Source organism: Citrobacter sp. RHBSTW-00887 (genome assembly GCF_013728095.1).
GTDB lineage: Bacteria > Pseudomonadota > Gammaproteobacteria > Enterobacterales > Enterobacteriaceae > Citrobacter > Citrobacter braakii.
Window position 1 is genome coordinate 3,273,528 of the sequence record NZ_CP056267.1, and the last position, 18,238, is coordinate 3,291,765.

Below are 18,238 nucleotides of genomic sequence, written 5' to 3' on the forward strand. Positions count from 1 at the left end.
AGGACTGCGTATGAAAATTATCAATGGAAAAACAGCGACAATATTTATTCTGGCCTGCAGTGGATTATTTTCTGCCACCAGCCAGGCGGCGGGCCAGGCGGTGAATATTGACATTACCGGGCAGGTTATCGCATCACCGTGTGTGGTTAACAGTAGTAATACTTCTCTTGCCGTCGATTTAGGTACGTCCATTCAAGCTAACGACCTCGCGACCGCCGGCAGTGCAACAGCATGGAAAGACGTTATCTTAAAATTAACCAACTGCCCGGCATCAACCAGCTCTTTCACTGTGTCGTTTGCTGGAACCGCAGACACAGACCCGGATTTCTACCAAAACACGGGCACTGCGACCAACCTCAAACTAGAACTCACCGATAATGCCGGTAACGCTGTATACAAAAATGGTGCTTCTCTTGCCAACGTCACGATTCCCAGTGCTACCCACGCCTATGACCTGGAAATGCGCGCCCGTGCAGTATCCAAAGGTAACGTGATGCCAGGTACTATCGTCGGCCAAGTACAAGCTACCTTTACCTACCAGTAATTCAGGATGGGAAAATGGTGCAACAGATAAACAAAGTGCTGCCTGCTTTGGCCTGTTTGTGGGCAGTAAGCGGCATGCAATCCGTACAAGCTACGGACATCAATCTGAGTGGTACTGTCGTCGCTTCCGCCTGTACAGTGGATACTAACACGGTCGATCAGACGGTTAATTTCGAACAGGCGCGCGCCGTTGATTACCCTAATATCGGTGATACCAGTGAATGGCAGGACTTTGAGCTAACGCTTTCTGCCTGCCCTGCATCAACAACAAAAGTAACCGCCCTTTTCAGTGGCGAAGTAGACAATGACGATGCCACCAAGTTTGCGAATACTCAGGGTGATGCAAGCGGAATGGCATTGCAAATAATGACGCGAGATCATCTCACCGAGATCTCACCAGGAGCTGTTTATCAGGTTAGCATTGATAGCAGCCATAACGTCGTGTTTCCACTTTCAGCAAGAATGTACACGCCAACCGGCCAGGTAACAGCGGGTGAGTTTCGTACTACCGTACAGCTCACCTTCACCTATCAGTAAACACAAGAAAAAAAAGCGGAGCGCCTGGGCGCTCCGCTTTTTTGCAGTGTAAATAACTAAACGCGTTTAAAGATCAACGAACCGTTAGTCCCGCCAAAGCCGAAGGAGTTACACAGTGCGTACTCCAGACCACTAACCTGACGCGCTTCGTGAGGTACGAAGTCCAAGTCACAACCTTCATCCGGGTTATCCAGGTTGATGGTTGGCGGAATAGCCTGATCGCGCAGCGCCAGGATAGAGAAAATAGACTCTACCGCGCCCGCCGCACCCAACAGGTGTCCGGTCATGGATTTAGTGGAGCTTACCATCACACGGCTTGCCGCATCGCCAAAGACAGATTTCACTGCCTGAGTTTCGGCTTTATCGCCAGCAGGAGTAGACGTGCCATGCGCATTGACATAGCCGATCTGACCCGCTTCGATAGCCGCATCGCGTAGTGCGTTGACCATTGCCAGCGCAGCACCCGCACCGTTTTCAGGTGGTGACGTCATGTGGTAAGCATCGCTGCTCATGCCAAAACCAACGACTTCAGCATAGATTTTTGCACCGCGCGCTTTCGCATGCTCGTACTCTTCCAGTACCACCATGCCTGCGCCGTCGCCCAGCACAAAGCCATCACGCTCTTTATCCCACGGACGGCTTGCCGCTTGCGGGTTATCATTACGTGTAGACAGCGCACGTGCCGCGCCAAAACCACCCACACCCAGCGGGGTACTGGCTTTTTCTGCACCACCCGCAACCATCGCGTCTGCATCGCCGTATGCAATGATACGTGCTGCATGACCAATGTTATGCACACCTGAAGTACAGGCGGTCGCAATGGAGATGCTTGGCCCTTGCAGGCCGTACATGATGGTCAAGTGACCTGCCACCATGTTAACAATCGTTGACGGAACGAAGAACGGGCTGATCTTACGTGGACCGCCATTCACCAAAGAGGTGTGGTTTTCTTCGATCAATCCGAGACCGCCAATACCAGAGCCGATAGCGGCGCCAATACGGTGAGCGTTCTCTTCCGTAATTTCGAGACCAGAATCCTGCATGGCCTGAACGCCAGCGACAATTCCATATTGAATGAAAGCATCCATCTTGCGCTGTTCTTTGCGCGAGATAATGTCTTCACAGTTAAAATCCTTTACTAAGCCAGCAAATTTCGTTGCATAGGCGCTAGTATCGAAATGGTCGATCAGGCTGATGCCACTCTGACCGGCAAGGAGAGCTTTCCAGGTAGACTCTACGGTATTGCCGACAGGAGACAACATGCCCAGTCCGGTCACAACTACACGACGCTTAGACACGGTTGTCCTCCAGGGAGGGAAAATAATTCAAGTGGGATAAAAAGATAAAACTCAGGCGGTCGAATGACCGCCTGGAGATGTTCACTTACGCCTGGTGGCCGTTGATGTAATCAATGGCAGCCTGAACGGTAGTGATTTTCTCAGCTTCTTCGTCCGGAATCTCAGTATCAAACTCTTCTTCCAGAGCCATTACCAGCTCAACGGTGTCAAGAGAATCTGCGCCCAGGTCTTCAACGAAGGAAGCATTGTTGGTTACTTCTTCCTGCTTAACGCCCAGCTGTTCGCCGATAATTTTCTTAACGCGTTCTTCGATAGTGCTCATACTCTTAAATTTCCTATCAAAACTCGCTTTCGCGATGGTTTTCGTAGTGTATAAAATGTTGAAAAATTTGCAACTAAATCCCGGCAGGTCTTACCACGATTTTACGTTATTTTGAGGGCATTCACCCTAATAACGCAAATTTTTTTATCTCGTGGTTAAACCATGTACATCCCGCCGTTGACGTGCAAAGTCTCACCTGTGATGTAACTTGCTTCGTCAGAAGCTAAAAATGCAACCGCACTGGCGATTTCCTGAGCGCCGCCAAGGCGACCCGCAGGAACCTGCGCCAGAATACCCGCACGCTGATCATCAGACAGCGCACGCGTCATGTCCGTTTCAATAAAACCCGGAGCAACAACGTTTACAGTAATGCCACGAGACGCAACTTCGCGCGCCAGTGATTTACTGAAGCCGATCAGACCCGCTTTCGCCGCAGCGTAGTTAGCCTGACCCGCATTTCCCATGGTACCAACCACAGAACCGATAGTGATAATACGCCCATGACGCTTTTTCATCATAGCTCGCATTACCGCTTTTGACAGACGGAAAACAGATGACAGGTTGGTTTCGATGATATCGTTCCACTCATCATCTTTCATGCGCATTAACAGGTTATCACGAGTAATCCCGGCATTATTGACCAGGATATCGACTTCACCAAATTCTGCGCGAATATTTCCCAGAACAGATTCGATAGATGCCGGATCGGTCACATTCAACATCAGACCTTTACCATTTGCACCTAAGTAATCGCTAATGGCCTGCGCACCGCTTTCGCTGGTTGCAGTACCGATAACTTTCGCGCCACGGGCAACGAGTGTTTCAGCAATTGCGCGGCCAATGCCACGGCTTGCACCGGTAACCAGCGCGACTTTTCCTTCAAAACTCATGGTCTTCCTCTTTTATTGCTCTAGCGCCGCAGATAATGCCGCCGGCTCATTCAGTGCCGAAGCAGTCAGGGTGTCAACAATACGTTTCGTCAAACCGGTCAGAACTTTGCCCGGACCAACTTCATACAGGTGCTCTACGCCCTGGGACGCCATGAATTCAACGGTTTTAGTCCATTGAACCGGGCTGTACAGCTGGCGAACCAGCGCATCGCGAATAGCGTCTGCATCTGTTTCGCACTTCACGTCGACGTTGTTCACAACCGGAACAGTCGGCGCGTTAAAAGTGATTTTTTGCAGTTCAACAGCCAGTTTCTCAGCAGCAGGCTTCATCAGCGCGCAGTGAGAAGGAACGCTGACCGGCAGTGGCAGAGCACGCTTAGCGCCAGCCGCTTTACAGGCTGCGCCGGCACGTTCTACGGCTTCTTTATGCCCGGCAATAACCACCTGACCCGGTGAGTTAAAGTTTACCGGTGAAACCACCTGACCTTCGGCAGACTCTTCACACGCTTTAGCGATAGCAGCGTCGTCCAGACCGATAATAGCAGACATGCCGCCAGTGCCTTCCGGTACCGCTTCCTGCATGAATTTGCCACGCAGTTCAACCAGACGTACGGCATCGGCAAAACCGATAACACCCGCACACACCAGCGCAGAGTATTCGCCCAGGCTGTGACCAGCCATCAGCGCAGGTGTTTTACCACCCTGCTGCTGCCATACGCGATAAAGCGCAACAGAGGCAGTCAACAGTGCTGGCTGCGTCTGCCAGGTTTTATTCAGCTCTTCGGCCGGTCCCTGCTGAGTCAACGCCCACAGATCATAGCCCAGCGCAGCTGATGCTTCAGCAAAAGTTTCTTCAACAATTGGGTAGTTTGCTGCCATTTCAGACAACATCCCAACGGTCTGGGAACCCTGCCCCGGGAACACAAATGCAAATTGCGTCATGTTTAAATCCTTATACTAGAAACGAATCAGCGCAGAGCCCCAGGTGAATCCACCACCAAAGGCTTCAAGCAATATCAACTGCCCAGCTTTAATACGCCCGTCGCGGACGGCTTCGTCCAGCGCGCACGGTACGGAGGCCGCGGAGGTATTGCCATGTCTGTCGAGCGTCACGACAACATTATCCATCGACATACCCAGCTTTTTCGCGGTTGCGCTAATAATGCGGAGGTTTGCCTGATGCGGTACCAGCCAGTCCAGTGCAGAACGATCGAGATTATTTGCTTCCAGCGTTTCATCAACGATGTGTGCAAGCTCGGTCACCGCGACTTTAAATACTTCGTTACCCGCCATCGTCAGGTGGATCGGGTTTTCCGGGTTCACGCGATCGACATTAGGCAGCGTCAACAGTTCGCCATAGCGACCATCAGCGTGCAGATGCGTAGAAAGAATGCCGGGCTCTTCTGATGCGCTCAGTACAACGGCACCTGCGCCATCACCGAAAATAATGATCGTCCCGCGATCGGTTGGATCACAGGTACGAGCGAGGACATCTGAGCCAACCACCAGAGCATGCTTCACTGCGCCAGACTTAACGTACTGGTCAGCAACGCTCAGGGCGTAGGTGAAACCGGCACAAGCGGCTGCAACGTCAAACGCCGGACAGCCTTTGATCCCCAGCATACTTTGGATCTGGCATGCCGCACTTGGAAATGCGTGTGTGGATGATGTGGTGGCAACCACAATCAGACCAATTTGTTCTTTGTCGATGCCCGCCATTTCAATTGCACGGTTTGCGGCGGCAAAGCCCATCGTCGCAACTGTTTCATTTGGCGCTGCAATATGGCGTTCACGGATACCTGTGCGAGTGACGATCCACTCATCAGATGTCTCAACCATTTTTTCCAAATCGGCGTTAGTACGCACTTGTTCAGGCAGATAGCTGCCAGTACCAATAATCTTCGTATACATGTACGCTCAGTCACTTTTTGGTTATATACCGCCACGAGCAAATCGCTGATACGTTGGCAGCATTCACAAACGCACGGTTATCTGTGTGCTCGCGAGTTTGCGTTTTCGCCACCGTCCAGCAGTTCGAATCCAGCTGGGTATACAGATTCCAGGCGAGCGGCAATTCGCTGAGGAACTTGTCGCTGCACCGCCTGCACTGCCTGTTCAATCGCGACTTCAAATGCTCGCTGATTGGCCGCACCATGACTCTTAATCACCGTGCCGCGCAATCCTAACAGACAGGCGCCATTATACTGGTCGGGGTTGAGGTGACTAAATCGCCTTGTCAGGCTTTTTTGTAACCAACGTTTTAATAACAGCAGCCACCACGACCGTTTTTTGCCCTCACCCTGAGACTTCAGCAGTGAAAGGAACATTCTGACAACACCTTCCATCGTCTTTAATGTGACATTACCTGTAAAGCCGTCACAGACCAACACATCAGTTTTGCCAGTCAGTAACTCATTGGCTTCAAGATAGCCGATATAATTGATAGAAGGGATTGTTTTTAGCACTGCAGAAGCATCCCGAATACTGTCGAGACCCTTGGTTTCTTCCTCACCGATATTGAGCAACGCAACACGGGGATTGGCAATTCCAACCACCTCTTCTGCCAGCACGGAACCCATGACGGCAAATTGCACCAACATCGTGCTATCACAATCCACGTTGGCGCCCAAATCCAGCACCACCGTTTTGCCCTTTTGCTGATGGGGTAAAACCGTCACCAGCGCAGGACGCTCAATCCCCTCAAGGGGTTTGAGCAATAACTTCGCAAGACCCATTAGCGCACCTGTATTACCGGCGCTCACACAGGCTTCCGCTCGTCCTTCTTTCACGAGCTCCAGGGCAACACGCATTGAGCTTCCACGACTGGCGCGAATAGCTTGCGAGGGCCGGGCATCACTGGCAATAACTGACTGAGCAGGGATAATCTGCAGACGTGAACGTTGTTCGAAGTCAGCTTTGGCAAGTAATGGCGTGATTGTATCGGGATCCCCGACTAAAAGAAGTGTGAGTTGCGAATTAGAATTCAGTGCCTGCAATGCTGCAGGCACTGTCACGGTAGGGCCAAAATCTCCCCCCATGACATCTAACGCCAGGGTTAGACGTGTCAAGATATCGTCGCTGCCCGGTTAGGTGTTTCCCCAGTTACCCGGGGAAAGCCTCACTAAGCTTCATCACGCGTGTACTCTTTGTCTTTCTCACCGTAGCAGGAAAGTCATTGAGTCATGCGTGATTACTTAGCGATTACCTTACGGCCACGGTAAAAACCGTCGGCAGTGATGTGGTGACGCAGGTGTTGTTCACCAGAAGTTTTGTCTACAGACAGGCTGGTGACTGCGGTCAGAGCGTCATGAGAACGACGCATGCCACGTTTGGAACGGGTTGGTTTATTCTGTTGTACGGCCATGGACCTTACTCCTCAATTACTTACGCTTTAAGCTGGCTAATACGGCAAATGGGTTTGGTTTTTGCGCTTCATCAGGCAATTCGCCAAAGACCATGTCCGCCTCGGACACTTCACAGTGTTCAGAATCATGCACCGGAACTACCGGCAAGGAGAGGATAATCTCATCTTCAACCATTGCAAGCAGATCGATTTCACCGAATTCGTTAACCTCAATCGGCTCATACGCTTCCGGGAGTGCTTCAGCCTGCTCGTCAGAACGGACAGGACTAAAACAATATGTTGTGTGAACATGAAGTGGGAACGGTTTCCCGCAACGCTGACATTCGAGCGTAACCGACACCTTTGCATCACCGGTTATAACGGCAAGGCGCTGGTTATCGATAGCGAACGACATGGAGCATTCCACATCACTGTCCACACTGACTACAGAATCGGCGACACGCTCAACCAGATCAGAAGTATAGATACCTTCATAATCGAGGCGTTTCTGAGCCGTACGAACCGGATCAAGAGTCAGGGGTAATTTTACCTTTTGCATAGGGCGCGCATATTAACTTTGTAACGTCATATAGTCAAAGAAAAAGGCAGCCTGTGGTTGCCTTTTGCCAATAATTCGCACACATTGCGGGTCATCGACTTAAAATCGCTCAACACAAGCCATTACAGCCAGCTTGTAGGACGAAGTCCATAGTTTAAAATGGCTCTCATCAATACGCTATATGCGAGGGAAAAAATATGCCTCAACTTATTCTTGCTTCTACCTCTCCCTGGCGTCGCGCTTTACTAGAAAAACTGGCAATCCCGTTCGAATGCGCAGCACCAGAGGTTGATGAAACGCCGTTACCAGGCGAAGCCCCCCGGCACTTAGTCTTGCGACTGGCGCAGAAAAAAGCGCAATCTCTCGCCCACCGTTATCCATCGCACCTTATTATTGGTTCCGATCAAATTTGTGTTCTCGATGGTGAAATAACCGGCAAACCGTTAACAGAAGAAAATGCACGCCAGCAGTTACTCAAAGCCCGTGGCAATATTGTGACGTTTTATACCGGACTGGCGCTGTATAATTCTGCGACCGGACATTTACAAACTGAAGTTGAACCGTTCGACGTGCATTTTCGTCATTTAAGCGAAACGGAAATTGAAGATTACGTGCGCAAAGAGCGCCCGCTGCATTGTGCCGGTAGTTTTAAAAGCGAAGGATTGGGCATTGCACTTTTTGAGCGCCTGGAAGGTCGCGACCCAAATACCTTAATCGGTTTGCCGCTAATCGCACTGTGTCAAATGCTGCGACGAGAAGATATGAACCCGTTAAAAGCCTGACGGGTTGACGGCTGTACAGGCCTAATCCTGTAGGCCTGATAGGCACAGCGCCATCAGGCCTACAGGTAATGCGCGATAATATCACTGCGCATCAGCCTTTACTGCGTAACACCTCGAGGCAGCGCTTCAATTGCTTATCCATTGGTGCTTCAATACGCATTACTTCACCCGTCCCCGGATGAGTAAATTTCAACGCTGCGGCGTGCAAAAAGAGCCTGCTCAGCCCGGTATCCGCCAGTTGCTTATCGAACTCACGATCGCCATAGCGGTCGTCAAAGGCAATCGGATGTCCGGCATATTGCGTATGCACGCGAATCTGGTGCGTGCGTCCGGTCACGGGACTGCAGCGCACAAGCGTAGCAAACGCGTAACGCTCTTCCACTTTAAAGCGTGTTTCCGATGGTTTGCCTTCCTGATTCACCCGCACGATACGCTCGCCGCTTTGCAGAATGTTCTTTAACAGCGGGGCCTGCACGGTTTTGACATGCGACTGCCACTGGCCGCGTACCAACGCGAGGTAGTCTTTCTGCATGCCTTTTTCACGCAGTTGTTCATGCAACGAACGCAAGGCAGATCGTTTTTTGGCCACCAGCAGCACGCCGGAGGTATCCCGGTCGAGGCGATGCACCAGCTCAAGGAAACGCGCTTCCGGGCGCAGCGCTCGTAAGCCTTCAATGACGCCAAAGCTTAACCCGCTTCCACCATGCACGGCCGTACCTGAAGGCTTGTTAAGCACCAGAATGTGGTCATCTTCATATAAAATGACATCGGTCAGTGCCGCGACCTTCTGCAAATTCGGTGAAATGGCCTCTTCTTCACGTTCAGCGACACGTACAGGTGGAATACGCACAATGTCCCCGTCTTCGAGTTTGTACTCGGGCTTAATGCGTTTTTTGTTCACCCGCACTTCGCCTTTACGCAAAATGCGATAAATCATACTTTTCGGCACGCCCTTGAGCTGGGTGCGCAAAAAGTTGTCGATGCGTTGCCCTGCTTCGTCGGCAGTAATGGCAACTGTTTTTACGGCTGGAGTCTCTGTTTTCATGGGGGCCGATTTTAAATAGCCATCAAGATTCGCGCCACACATTTTTCTATGCTTATATTAACTGCTATACCTTATTACTTAAGTTTTACATAGCCGATTTGGTGGTTATTAAAGCAATCACTATGCGGAAGTGAAAAAACTGTGAGTAACCGGGTGATAAATGGCAAAAGTCATCTTGCTATAACAAGGTTAGCAGTGGAATAATGAGGTTGTTTCCGTGTTGAATCTTGTTAAAACAAGACCTTTTCCGGAATGACCCAATTTTGCCCGACCGATCATCAACGCAGCAATGGCGTAAGACGTATTGATCTTTCAGGCAGTTAGCGGGCTGCGGGTTGCAGTCCTTACCGGTAAGTGCTCTATAGATTTCGCGTTGTAGGAAGGCGGCAAGTCTGGGAACCCCAGGTGCTTACTCCTGTAAGTGGTTGGGGTAAGAAGATGAAGCCAACGCACCCACAGCGTGAAAGACGATAAGCACAATGGAAGCTTCTCTGGAGAGTAACACCCAGACTGTTCCCCTGATAATTGCGCTGTGTTTCCGTATGAAATACAGGCAACCGACACTCTGCGCCTCTTTGAGCTGACGATAACCGTGAGGTTGGCGACGCGAATAGACACGAGGCCATCGGTTCACACCCGGAAAGGCATTACTCTGCCCGCAGCTTAGTCGTCAATGTAAGAATAATGAGTAAGTTACGATGAAAAGAATGTTAATTAACGCGACTCAGCAGGAAGAGTTGCGTGTCGCCCTTGTAGATGGGCAGCGTCTGTACGATCTGGATATCGAAAGTCCTGGACACGAACAGAAAAAAGCCAACATCTATAAAGGCAAAATTACCCGTATTGAACCGAGTCTGGAAGCTGCTTTTGTTGATTACGGCGCTGAACGTCACGGTTTCCTCCCGTTAAAAGAAATTGCCCGCGAATACTTCCCCGCTAGCTACAACTCCCATGGTCGTCCCAACATTAAAGACGTGTTGCGCGAAGGTCAGGAAGTCATTGTTCAGATCGATAAAGAAGAACGCGGCAATAAAGGTGCTGCGCTGACCACCTTTATCAGCCTGGCAGGTAGTTATCTGGTTCTGATGCCGAACAACCCGCGCGCGGGCGGCATCTCCCGTCGCATTGAAGGCGACGACCGTACCGAATTAAAAGAAGCGCTGGCAAGCCTGGAACTGCCTGATGGCATGGGGCTTATCGTGCGTACCGCAGGTGTCGGCAAATCTGCCGAAGCGCTGCAGTGGGACCTGAGTTTCCGCCTGAAGCACTGGGAAGCGATTCAAAAAGCCGCTGACAGCCGCCCTGCTCCGTTCCTGATCCATCAGGAAAGCAACGTTATCGTTCGCGCATTCCGTGACTATTTACGTCAGGACATCGGCGAAATCCTCATCGACAACCCGAAAGTTATGGAGATGGCGCGTCAGCACATCGCCGCGCTGGGTCGTCCGGATTTCAGCAGCAAAATCAAACTGTACACCGGTGAAATCCCGCTGTTCAGCCACTATCAAATCGAATCTCAAATTGAGTCCGCGTTCCAGCGCGAAGTGCGTCTGCCGTCCGGCGGCTCAATCGTTATCGACAGCACAGAAGCGCTGACCGCCATCGATATCAACTCCGCACGCGCGACCCGCGGCGGCGACATCGAAGAAACTGCGTTCAACACCAACCTTGAAGCAGCCGATGAAATTGCTCGTCAGTTGCGTCTGCGTGACCTCGGCGGCCTGATTGTAATCGACTTCATTGATATGACGCCGGTTCGTCACCAGCGTGCGGTTGAAAACCGTCTGCGTGAAGCCGTGCGCCAGGACAGAGCGCGTATTCAAATTAGCCATATTTCTCGCTTCGGCCTGCTGGAGATGTCCCGCCAGCGTCTGAGCCCGTCGCTGGGTGAATCCAGCCATCACGTATGCCCACGCTGCTCCGGCACGGGTACCGTACGTGATAACGAATCACTGTCGCTGTCTATTCTGCGTCTGATCGAAGAAGAAGCGCTGAAAGAAAATACGCAGGAAGTTCACGCTATTGTTCCTGTGCCGATCGCATCCTACCTGCTCAACGAAAAACGTACCGCGGTAAATGCCATCGAGACGCGTCAGAATGGCGTGCGCTGTGTGATTGTGCCAAACGATCAGATGGAAACCCCGCATTACTCCGTGCTGCGCGTACGCAAAGGGGAAGAAACACCAACCCTGAGCTACCTGCTGCCGAAACTGCATGAAGAAGCGATGGCATTGCCGACGGAAGAAGAGTTCGTCGAGCGTAAACAGCCAGAGCAGCCGGCATTGGCCACCTTTGCTATGCCAGAGGTGCCGCCAGCCCCTGCTTTGCAGGAACCTACTGCGAAGGCCGCCGCGCCTAAAGCCGCAGCAGCGACCGCGGCCGTCGCCGCACAGCCAGGTTTGATTAGCCGTTTCTTCGGCGCACTGAAGTCCATCTTCAGCGGTAGCGAAGAAGTGAAACCGGTTGAACAACCTGCGCCGAAAGCTGAAGAGAAAACCGATCGCCAGCAGGATCGTCGTAAACCGCGTCAGAACAATCGTCGCGACCGTAACGATCGTCGTGATAATCGCGACAACCGTGGCGAGCGTGATAACCGTAACGAGCGTTCAGAAAGCGGCGAAAACCGTGAAGACAACCGCCGTAACCGCCGTCAGTCGCAGCAGCAAAATGCGGAAGCGCGCGATAACCGCCAGCAGTCTACTGAGGTCGCCGACAAAGCGAAATCCGGTGATGACCAGCAGGCTCCGCGTCGCGAGCGCAACCGCCGTCGCAACGATGATAAGCGTCAGGCGCAGCAGGAAGTTAAAGAGCTGAACCTGGCAGAACAACCTGCGCAGGATACCGAGCAGGAAGAGCGCGTTCGTCAGCCTCAGACTCGCCGTAAACAGCGTCAGCTGACTCAGAAAGTTCGTTACACAGACAGCCCGGCTGTTGAAGCCGAAGTTGCTACTGTCGAGGTGGTCGCTGAAACGGCTGTCGCTCAGCCAACTGAACAGCCCGTACCGGCACAGCGTACTGAACTGGCGAAAGTTGATCTGCCTGCCGTCGTTGCGACTGAGCAGGAAGACAACAGCGAAGCGCGTGACTCTAATGGTATGCCGCGTCGTTCCCGTCGCTCACCTCGCCATCTGCGCGTCAGTGGACAACGCCGTCGTCGCTATCGTGACGAGCGTTACCCGGTTCAGTCGCCTATGCCGTTAACGGTTGCCTGCGCATCTCCAGAATTAGCGTCCGGTAAAGTCTGGATCCGCTACCCTGTTGCTCGTCCTCAGGATCAGCAGGTTGCAGAGCAGCGCGAGCAGGAAACGGTTCAGGGGCAAACTGCACCTGTCGCCGTAGAGCCTCAGGTTGCTGCAGCTGCCGTTGAGCATATTGTGAACGCCCCTGCGTCGGTTGAAACCGTACAGTCAGAGGTGGTCATTGCTGAACCTCAGGCTACCGTCGTTGAAACCACGCATCCGGAAGTCATCGCTACTCCGGTCGAGGAACAACCGCAAATTATCGCTGAATCTGACGCGCCTGTTGCTGAGGATACCGCGGCGAAAGCCGAACCTGTCGCTGAAATAGTGGCTGCGCCGGTTGTCGAAGAATCTGCGGAGGTTGTTATTTCTCAGCCTGAAGTGGCTGAAGAGATTGCCGAGGTTGTGGAAACAGCGCCAGTGGTTGAAGAAGTTGCCGCGCCGCAAGAGGTTGTTGCCGCACCGGTCGTCGAAGACGCAGTCGTTAAGGCTGAAGTTGTCGCAACCCGCGTTGACGCAGAACATCTTCACAGCCACGCGGCCGCCCCGATGACCCGTGCTCCGGCACCAGAGTATGTGCCTGAAGCGCCGCGTCATAGTGACTGGCAACGCCCGGAATTCGCCTTTGAAGGTAAAGGTGCCGCAGGTGGACACAGCGCCACGCACCAGGCGACTGCGCCAGCAACGCGCCCGCAGCCCATTGAGTAAGTCATAATCAACATCAAAGCCGACCTTCGGGTCGGCTTTTTTTTATCTCTGCTCTACGCACTGGCAAACTGAGAAGGCGTGGTTACGCTGGCAATCTTTAGCGGTGCGATTGCGCGGGTAATAAGAGTAACGGGGAATCTGTCGCTGAGAAAATAACAGTGGCCTAAAAAAATGCCCGCTCCGGGGTGTTAAAGGAGCGGGCAGACAAACATATCCAGTTTCAAGATATGTTCAAAAGTGTGTTACCGGTTCAGCTGAAATAGCGACATTCCCTGCATATCGGTAAACGTTTTGTACGATGCCTGCAGTGCGGCCTGCTGCATCACGTAGGACGAAATTGCTGCGTTCCAGTCAACATCCACCAGATTGCTCATCTGCTGAGTCTGGCCCAATGCGCGATCGGCGCCCAGTGAATCCAGTGAACTTAACTCGCTGAGCTGAGTCCCTAATTCTGCACGAACAGAAAGCACGTTATTCAATGAATTTTTCAGGCCACGACTGGTTTTATCAATGGCTGCAGAGGCGGTAGCTTTTGCCGCGTCATTGCCCTCAATAGGGGTTTTGAGCGCATCAATAGCGGTATCCAGCATTTTGAACAGGTTCTTTTCCTGAGTACCGCCGCCTGGTTCCGGTACGGCATTACTGGTCAGATTAACAAATACTTTATCGCCAGTATGACCAATCACCATGGTACGGGAGGCATCGACCTGCTGGGTCACATTTGTTGTACCGCCGCTGTAAGCGCCATCTGCCTGAGCAAACGGTGCAGATTCTGTTTTATATCCGCCAAAAATATAGCGTCCATTACCGTCGGTGCTGTTCGCCAGGTTCATCAGTTGATCGCGGATCCCTTGCAGGTCGGTGGCCAGCGATGCACGGTCGTCATCGCTTAACGTGCCGTTCGCGGCATAGACAATTTTTTCCTGCGCGGTCTGAATTGCCGTCGTTACCTGACTCAGTACGTTCTCTTCCAGCGATACTTTTTGCGTCGCAAATGAACGCGCCAGCGTATATTGGCTGTTCTGCGCCTGTGCTTGAGAAAGCACCACGGCCTGCGAGGCGGCGATCGGATCGTCAGATGGGTTGATCACACGTTTGCCCGTTGACATCTGCTCGCCGAACTTCATCCATTCAGCCTGAGAGTTAGTGATGCCACGCATATTCTGCTGGTACATCATCTGGGTGCTGATACGCATTGTGTCCCTCTCCCTTAGCGAATATTAATCAGTGCATCAAACAGCGCATTTGCGGTTTGCAGCACTTGCGCGTTAGCCAGGTAATACTGTTGGTAGCGCTGTAAGTTACCGTATTCTTCGTCGAGGTTGACGCCGGAAATAGACTGCTGCTGCTTATAAAGGTGCGTTACCACGTTGTTCTGGGTAATGGCGCTGGTTTTCAGCGTCGCGGTTTTGTTCCCGACATCGCTTACCAGCGTGGCATAAGCATCGTTGAAGGTCTTATTACCCACGGTAGCTTTGGTCTGCAGATCCAGCAGTTTCTGACCGTTACGGTTATCGCTTTTTCCCTTATCAATATCCGGGTCCGGATCATTTTTTGAGACCTGGGCCATGGCGATTTTCGACTCATCGGTCACAATGACTTTCATATCAACAACGGCGTTACTGACAGGTTTCACTGTGAAGCTGTCATTTGCTTTTGCGCCAGCATTTACGGTGATTTCCATCCCGTCAAAGGACATCTTCCCACCGGTAACGGTAGCTTTGAAGCTGGTATTATCCGCCAGGCGAGTAACCTGCCAGTCCGTCCCGTCATAAACGATTTTATAATCGGTCGCCTGTACAGCAGAGCTGTCGGTAATCTTCGCGCTTAACGATCCTGTTCCTGTATTTTTAGCGTTGTTGAATACTGCCGGGCTACCGATAGCAAAGAAATCCTTACCCTGATCGCCGTTCGCGTCAAAACCCTCTTTATGCTGGGTGTTAAACGCATCGGCAAACGCCAACGCCAGTTGGCCCAGCGTGTTACGCGTCTGGTCAAGCTCTTGAGAACGGAAGGTCAACAGCCCGCCCAGTGAACCGGTATTCAACAGTTTTTCGGGAATTTCAACCTCGCCGGCAACCCCGTCGACGTAGGCCACTGTGGTACGATTGGGATCGTCACTGGAGGGCACAGCCGCCAGCTGGCGTGCATTGCTGCCCTGCACCAGTGAATAGCCGTTCGCCATGGTTATGTTGTAAGTCCCACCGTCCTGAACGCTGACTTCTACACCGACAATCTGGTTCAGTTCACTGACCAGTTGGTCGCGCTGGTCGAGTAAATCGTTAGGCGATGCGCCCGCACCGACGCCGGTCAGACGGGAAATCTGATCGTTGAGGCTGGCAATCTGTTTTGAATAGTTGTTGATCTGGTCAACGCTGGCCTTGATCGCAGTATTAACTTGCTTGTCTTGATCGCGCAGATACTGGTCAGTTGTTCTGAACTGGTTGACTAAACCATCAGCTTTACCGATCAGCGCCTGGCGCGCCGCCGGGTCTTCCGCGTTACTGACAAGCGTTTGCAGGCTGGTAAAAAAGTCCTGCATTGAGGTCGAAATGGAACTGGTTTTGCTGGAGAGCAGATTGTCGATTTTCGACATTTGTTCATAGCGCGTTGTCAGGCCGCTGCTTTGGTTCTGCGCGGCACGTAACTGATTCGTGATAAAGGAGTCATACTCGCGCTGTACGCCAGAAACATAGACGCCATTGCCAACCCAGCCCCCCGCACCCAGCGTGCTGTTCGCTTGCGCCATAATTGTCGTTTGACGGGTGTATCCGGCAACGTTATAGCTGGAGATGTTATTACTGGCAGAATTCAACGCGGCCTGCGCTGCGGCGAGTCCACTCATCGCGTTATTAATCAAGCTGGACATGGAGGTTCCTTGTAATCCTTCAATACTCGTTATTATCGGCAGCAGGTTGGTAGACTTGAGCTATTTAAAAGAGATTATCGATATTCGTACTGTAGGTTTTGCTCACTTTTTCGCTCATCGATTTCAACTGCTGGATCATGCTGGTTAATTTACGCGCATAGTTAGGGTCAGTCGCGTAACCGGCATTCTGCAAAGCCTGTGCCCCCTGCTCGGCGGTAGCAGCGGCGGTTACCGCCGCATAGCGCGGGTTACGCGATATCAGACCGACATAATCCGACAGTGCCTCAAGGTAAGAGCTATAGACGCGGAATCGGGCTTTCACCTTTTTCGCCTCGCCGTTTTCATATTCGGTGGTGGTGATTTCGGTGGTTGGGCCTTTCCAGCTTCCCGAAGCCTTCACGCCAAAAATGTTAAAGCTCGGTTCACCGTTCTCACGGCGGATTTGTCGCTGCCCCCATCCGGACTCCAGCGCCGCCTGCGCCAGAATCAGATGATGTGGAACCCCGCTTTGCTGACTTGCCAGCTTAGCCGGCAGCGATAGCTGGGCGAGGAAGTCTTTGCTGTCACCTGACAGCGGCTCATCATTGCTTTCCGTCGCGCGGGGAATGGCTTTACGGACCAGTTGCGTCAGCGCCTGGTTTTGATAGCTGGTCACCGTTTCCAGAGAGAACTTCATTGGCACCTGCGGCGCATCGTCTGCGGGTTGCGCCTGCCCTTCAGTCATCTGCTTAACCATCATTTCAGCCAGTCCCAGACCTTTACCTGCGGTCATCTGCTGCGCAATTTGTTGGTCATACATGCTGGTATACAAACGTGTTGAATCACTGCTAAAAACGCCATCTTTCGGCAGCGCTTCACGCATGCTTTTCAGCATCATTTGTACGAACATCCCTTCAACCTGACGGGCAACCGGGCGGATATTCGCCGCCGGGTCCTGACCCGCTTTCGCTTTCAGTTCGTTCAGTGATTGCGCATCCCAGGCGGCACTGGTCAGCAGTTTGCTGTCACCAATCATTAGATGATTTCCAGTTTGGCGCGTAAGCATCCCGCGCTCTGCATCGATTGCAGAATGGACATCAGATCCATCGGCGTTGCCCCTAGCGCATTAAGCGCACGCACAACATTGTTCAGGTTGGCGCTGGAACGCACGCTTTGCAGCGAACCGCCGCTCTGGCGCAGATCGATCTGGGTTTGAGGTGTCACCACGGTCTGTCCACCGCCAAACGGTGTATCCGGCTGGCTGACGTTCGCCTGGCGGTTTACCGTTATCGACAAGTTGCCTTGCGCGACGGCACAGCTATCCAGCGTGACTTCACGGTTCATGACAACGGATCCGGTGCGCGAGTTGATAATCACTTTCGCATCCTGCGGCGTGACATTCACCTCCATATTCTGGATGTCAGCAAGGAAACGCACCTGCGAACTGTTGCCGCTTGGCACGCGTACCTGAATCGTCCGGGCGTCCAGCGCAGTGGCGCTACCAAAGCCGCGCGAACGGTTAATGGTGTCGGTTATCTGCTGCGCCATAGTGAAATCTTCATTATTGAGCTGCAGATTAATGGTGTTACCGCCGCCGAACTGGCTGGGTAATTCACGTTCGATGGTCGCGCCGTTGGTAATACGTCCGCCATTGAGCTGGTTTACCTGCACGCTGCTGCCACCCGCAGCCGCGCCTGCACCGCCTACCAGAATATTCCCCTGCGCCAGCGCATATACCTGGCTATCGACCCCTTTCAGCGGGGTCATCAGCAACGTTCCGCCGCGCAGGCTTTTGGCGTTCCCCATGGAAGAGACCACCACGTCAATGGTTTGCCCCTGACGACCAAAGGCCGGGAATTGCGCGGTCACCATCACCGCCGCCACGTTTTTCAGTTGCATATTGGTGCCGGTTGGCACGGTAATTCCCAACTGCGAAAGCATGTTGTTGAGCGTTTGCGTAGTAAACGGCGTCTGGGTAGTCTGGTCACCCGTGCCATCCAAACCGACCACCAGCCCATAACCGATCAACGAGTTTTCCCGCACGCCCTGAACGCTGGTCAGGTCACGAATACGGTCGGCATGCGCAAAGGTGGTTATCAGCACCAGCACCATTCCAACTAAAGA

At 52.5% G+C, this 18,238-nt stretch carries 17 protein-coding genes; 4 read left to right on the forward strand and 13 right to left on the reverse strand.

All coding sequences use genetic code 11. From position 1 onward, the window contains the following. The first annotated feature begins 10 nt into the window (after positions 1-10). Positions 11-544: a fimbrial protein gene (locus HV314_RS15710; protein ID WP_151222765.1), complete on the forward strand. Its 534-nt coding sequence runs from the start codon at positions 11-13 to the stop codon at positions 542-544. 14 nt (positions 545-558) lie between these two features. Next, positions 559-1,080: a fimbrial protein gene (locus HV314_RS15715; RefSeq protein ID WP_181546089.1), complete on the forward strand. Its 522-nt coding sequence runs from the start codon at positions 559-561 to the stop codon at positions 1,078-1,080. Positions 1,081-1,136: 56 nt separating this feature from the next. Here the strand turns inward: HV314_RS15715 and fabF are convergent, their stop codons facing one another. From fabF to yceD, 8 genes are all read right to left on the reverse strand, one after another. Then, on the reverse strand, positions 1,137-2,378 hold the full coding sequence (gene fabF / locus HV314_RS15720; RefSeq protein ID WP_016152642.1) for a beta-ketoacyl-ACP synthase II: 1,242 nt from the start codon (positions 2,376-2,378) through the stop codon (positions 1,137-1,139). An 85-nt stretch (positions 2,379-2,463) separates the two neighbouring features. Then, positions 2,464-2,700 (reverse strand): acyl carrier protein, encoded by a 237-nt coding sequence (gene acpP / locus HV314_RS15725; RefSeq protein WP_000103754.1) that lies wholly within the window; start codon positions 2,698-2,700, stop codon positions 2,464-2,466. 155 nt (positions 2,701-2,855) lie between these two features. After that, positions 2,856-3,590: a 3-oxoacyl-ACP reductase FabG gene (gene fabG, locus HV314_RS15730; protein WP_016152641.1), complete on the reverse strand. Its 735-nt coding sequence runs from the start codon at positions 3,588-3,590 to the stop codon at positions 2,856-2,858. 12 nt (positions 3,591-3,602) lie between these two features. After that, positions 3,603-4,532, reverse strand: a complete 930-nt coding sequence (gene fabD / locus HV314_RS15735) for an ACP S-malonyltransferase (protein WP_016152640.1) — start codon at positions 4,530-4,532, stop codon at positions 3,603-3,605. 15 nt (positions 4,533-4,547) lie between these two features. After that, positions 4,548-5,501, reverse strand: coding sequence for a beta-ketoacyl-ACP synthase III (gene fabH, locus HV314_RS15740; RefSeq protein WP_181546091.1), 954 nt, complete (start codon positions 5,499-5,501; stop codon positions 4,548-4,550). Between the two features lie 77 nt (positions 5,502-5,578). Beyond that, a complete protein-coding gene (plsX, locus tag HV314_RS15745; RefSeq protein ID WP_071601761.1) occupies positions 5,579-6,658 on the reverse strand; it encodes a phosphate acyltransferase PlsX in 1,080 nt (359 codons plus the stop codon). 122 nt (positions 6,659-6,780) lie between these two features. Then, a complete protein-coding gene (gene rpmF, locus HV314_RS15750) occupies positions 6,781-6,954 on the reverse strand; it encodes a 50S ribosomal protein L32 (protein WP_003036242.1) in 174 nt (57 codons plus the stop codon). A 16-nt stretch (positions 6,955-6,970) separates the two neighbouring features. Then, positions 6,971-7,492 (reverse strand): 23S rRNA accumulation protein YceD, encoded by a 522-nt coding sequence (gene yceD / locus HV314_RS15755; protein WP_003036239.1) that lies wholly within the window; start codon positions 7,490-7,492, stop codon positions 6,971-6,973. A gap of 197 nt (positions 7,493-7,689) precedes the next feature. Here yceD and HV314_RS15760 point away from each other — a divergent pair, with 197 nt between their 5' ends. Then, positions 7,690-8,274 carry a Maf family protein gene (locus HV314_RS15760; protein WP_016152637.1) on the forward strand — a complete coding sequence of 195 codons (585 nt, stop codon included), beginning with the start codon at positions 7,690-7,692 and terminating at the stop codon, positions 8,272-8,274. Between the two features lie 91 nt (positions 8,275-8,365). On the opposite strand, the gene rluC is transcribed toward HV314_RS15760, so the two are convergent. Next, positions 8,366-9,319, reverse strand: a complete 954-nt coding sequence (gene rluC, locus HV314_RS15765) for a 23S rRNA pseudouridine(955/2504/2580) synthase RluC (RefSeq protein WP_049259723.1) — start codon at positions 9,317-9,319, stop codon at positions 8,366-8,368. A 698-nt stretch (positions 9,320-10,017) separates the two neighbouring features. Between rluC and rne the strand changes: the two genes are divergently transcribed. Then, positions 10,018-13,266: a ribonuclease E gene (gene rne / locus HV314_RS15770; protein ID WP_181546093.1), complete on the forward strand. Its 3,249-nt coding sequence runs from the start codon at positions 10,018-10,020 to the stop codon at positions 13,264-13,266. A gap of 242 nt (positions 13,267-13,508) precedes the next feature. On the opposite strand, the gene flgL is transcribed toward rne, so the two are convergent. From flgL to HV314_RS15790, 4 genes are all read right to left on the reverse strand, one after another. Next, on the reverse strand, positions 13,509-14,462 hold the full coding sequence (gene flgL, locus HV314_RS15775; RefSeq protein ID WP_016152634.1) for a flagellar hook-associated protein FlgL: 954 nt from the start codon (positions 14,460-14,462) through the stop codon (positions 13,509-13,511). A 14-nt stretch (positions 14,463-14,476) separates the two neighbouring features. Next, the gene (gene flgK / locus HV314_RS15780; protein ID WP_181546095.1) at positions 14,477-16,135 is read right to left on the reverse strand and encodes a flagellar hook-associated protein FlgK; all 1,659 of its coding nucleotides are present in this window, start codon (positions 16,133-16,135) and stop codon (positions 14,477-14,479) included. A 64-nt stretch (positions 16,136-16,199) separates the two neighbouring features. Then, positions 16,200-17,150 carry a flagellar assembly peptidoglycan hydrolase FlgJ gene (flgJ, locus tag HV314_RS15785; protein WP_016152632.1) on the reverse strand — a complete coding sequence of 317 codons (951 nt, stop codon included), beginning with the start codon at positions 17,148-17,150 and terminating at the stop codon, positions 16,200-16,202. Continuing rightward, positions 17,150-18,226 (reverse strand): flagellar basal body P-ring protein FlgI, encoded by a 1,077-nt coding sequence (locus HV314_RS15790; protein ID WP_019076467.1) that lies wholly within the window; start codon positions 18,224-18,226, stop codon positions 17,150-17,152. Before HV314_RS15790 ends, flgJ begins: the two co-directional genes overlap by 1 nt. Positions 18,227-18,238 lie beyond the last annotated feature (12 nt).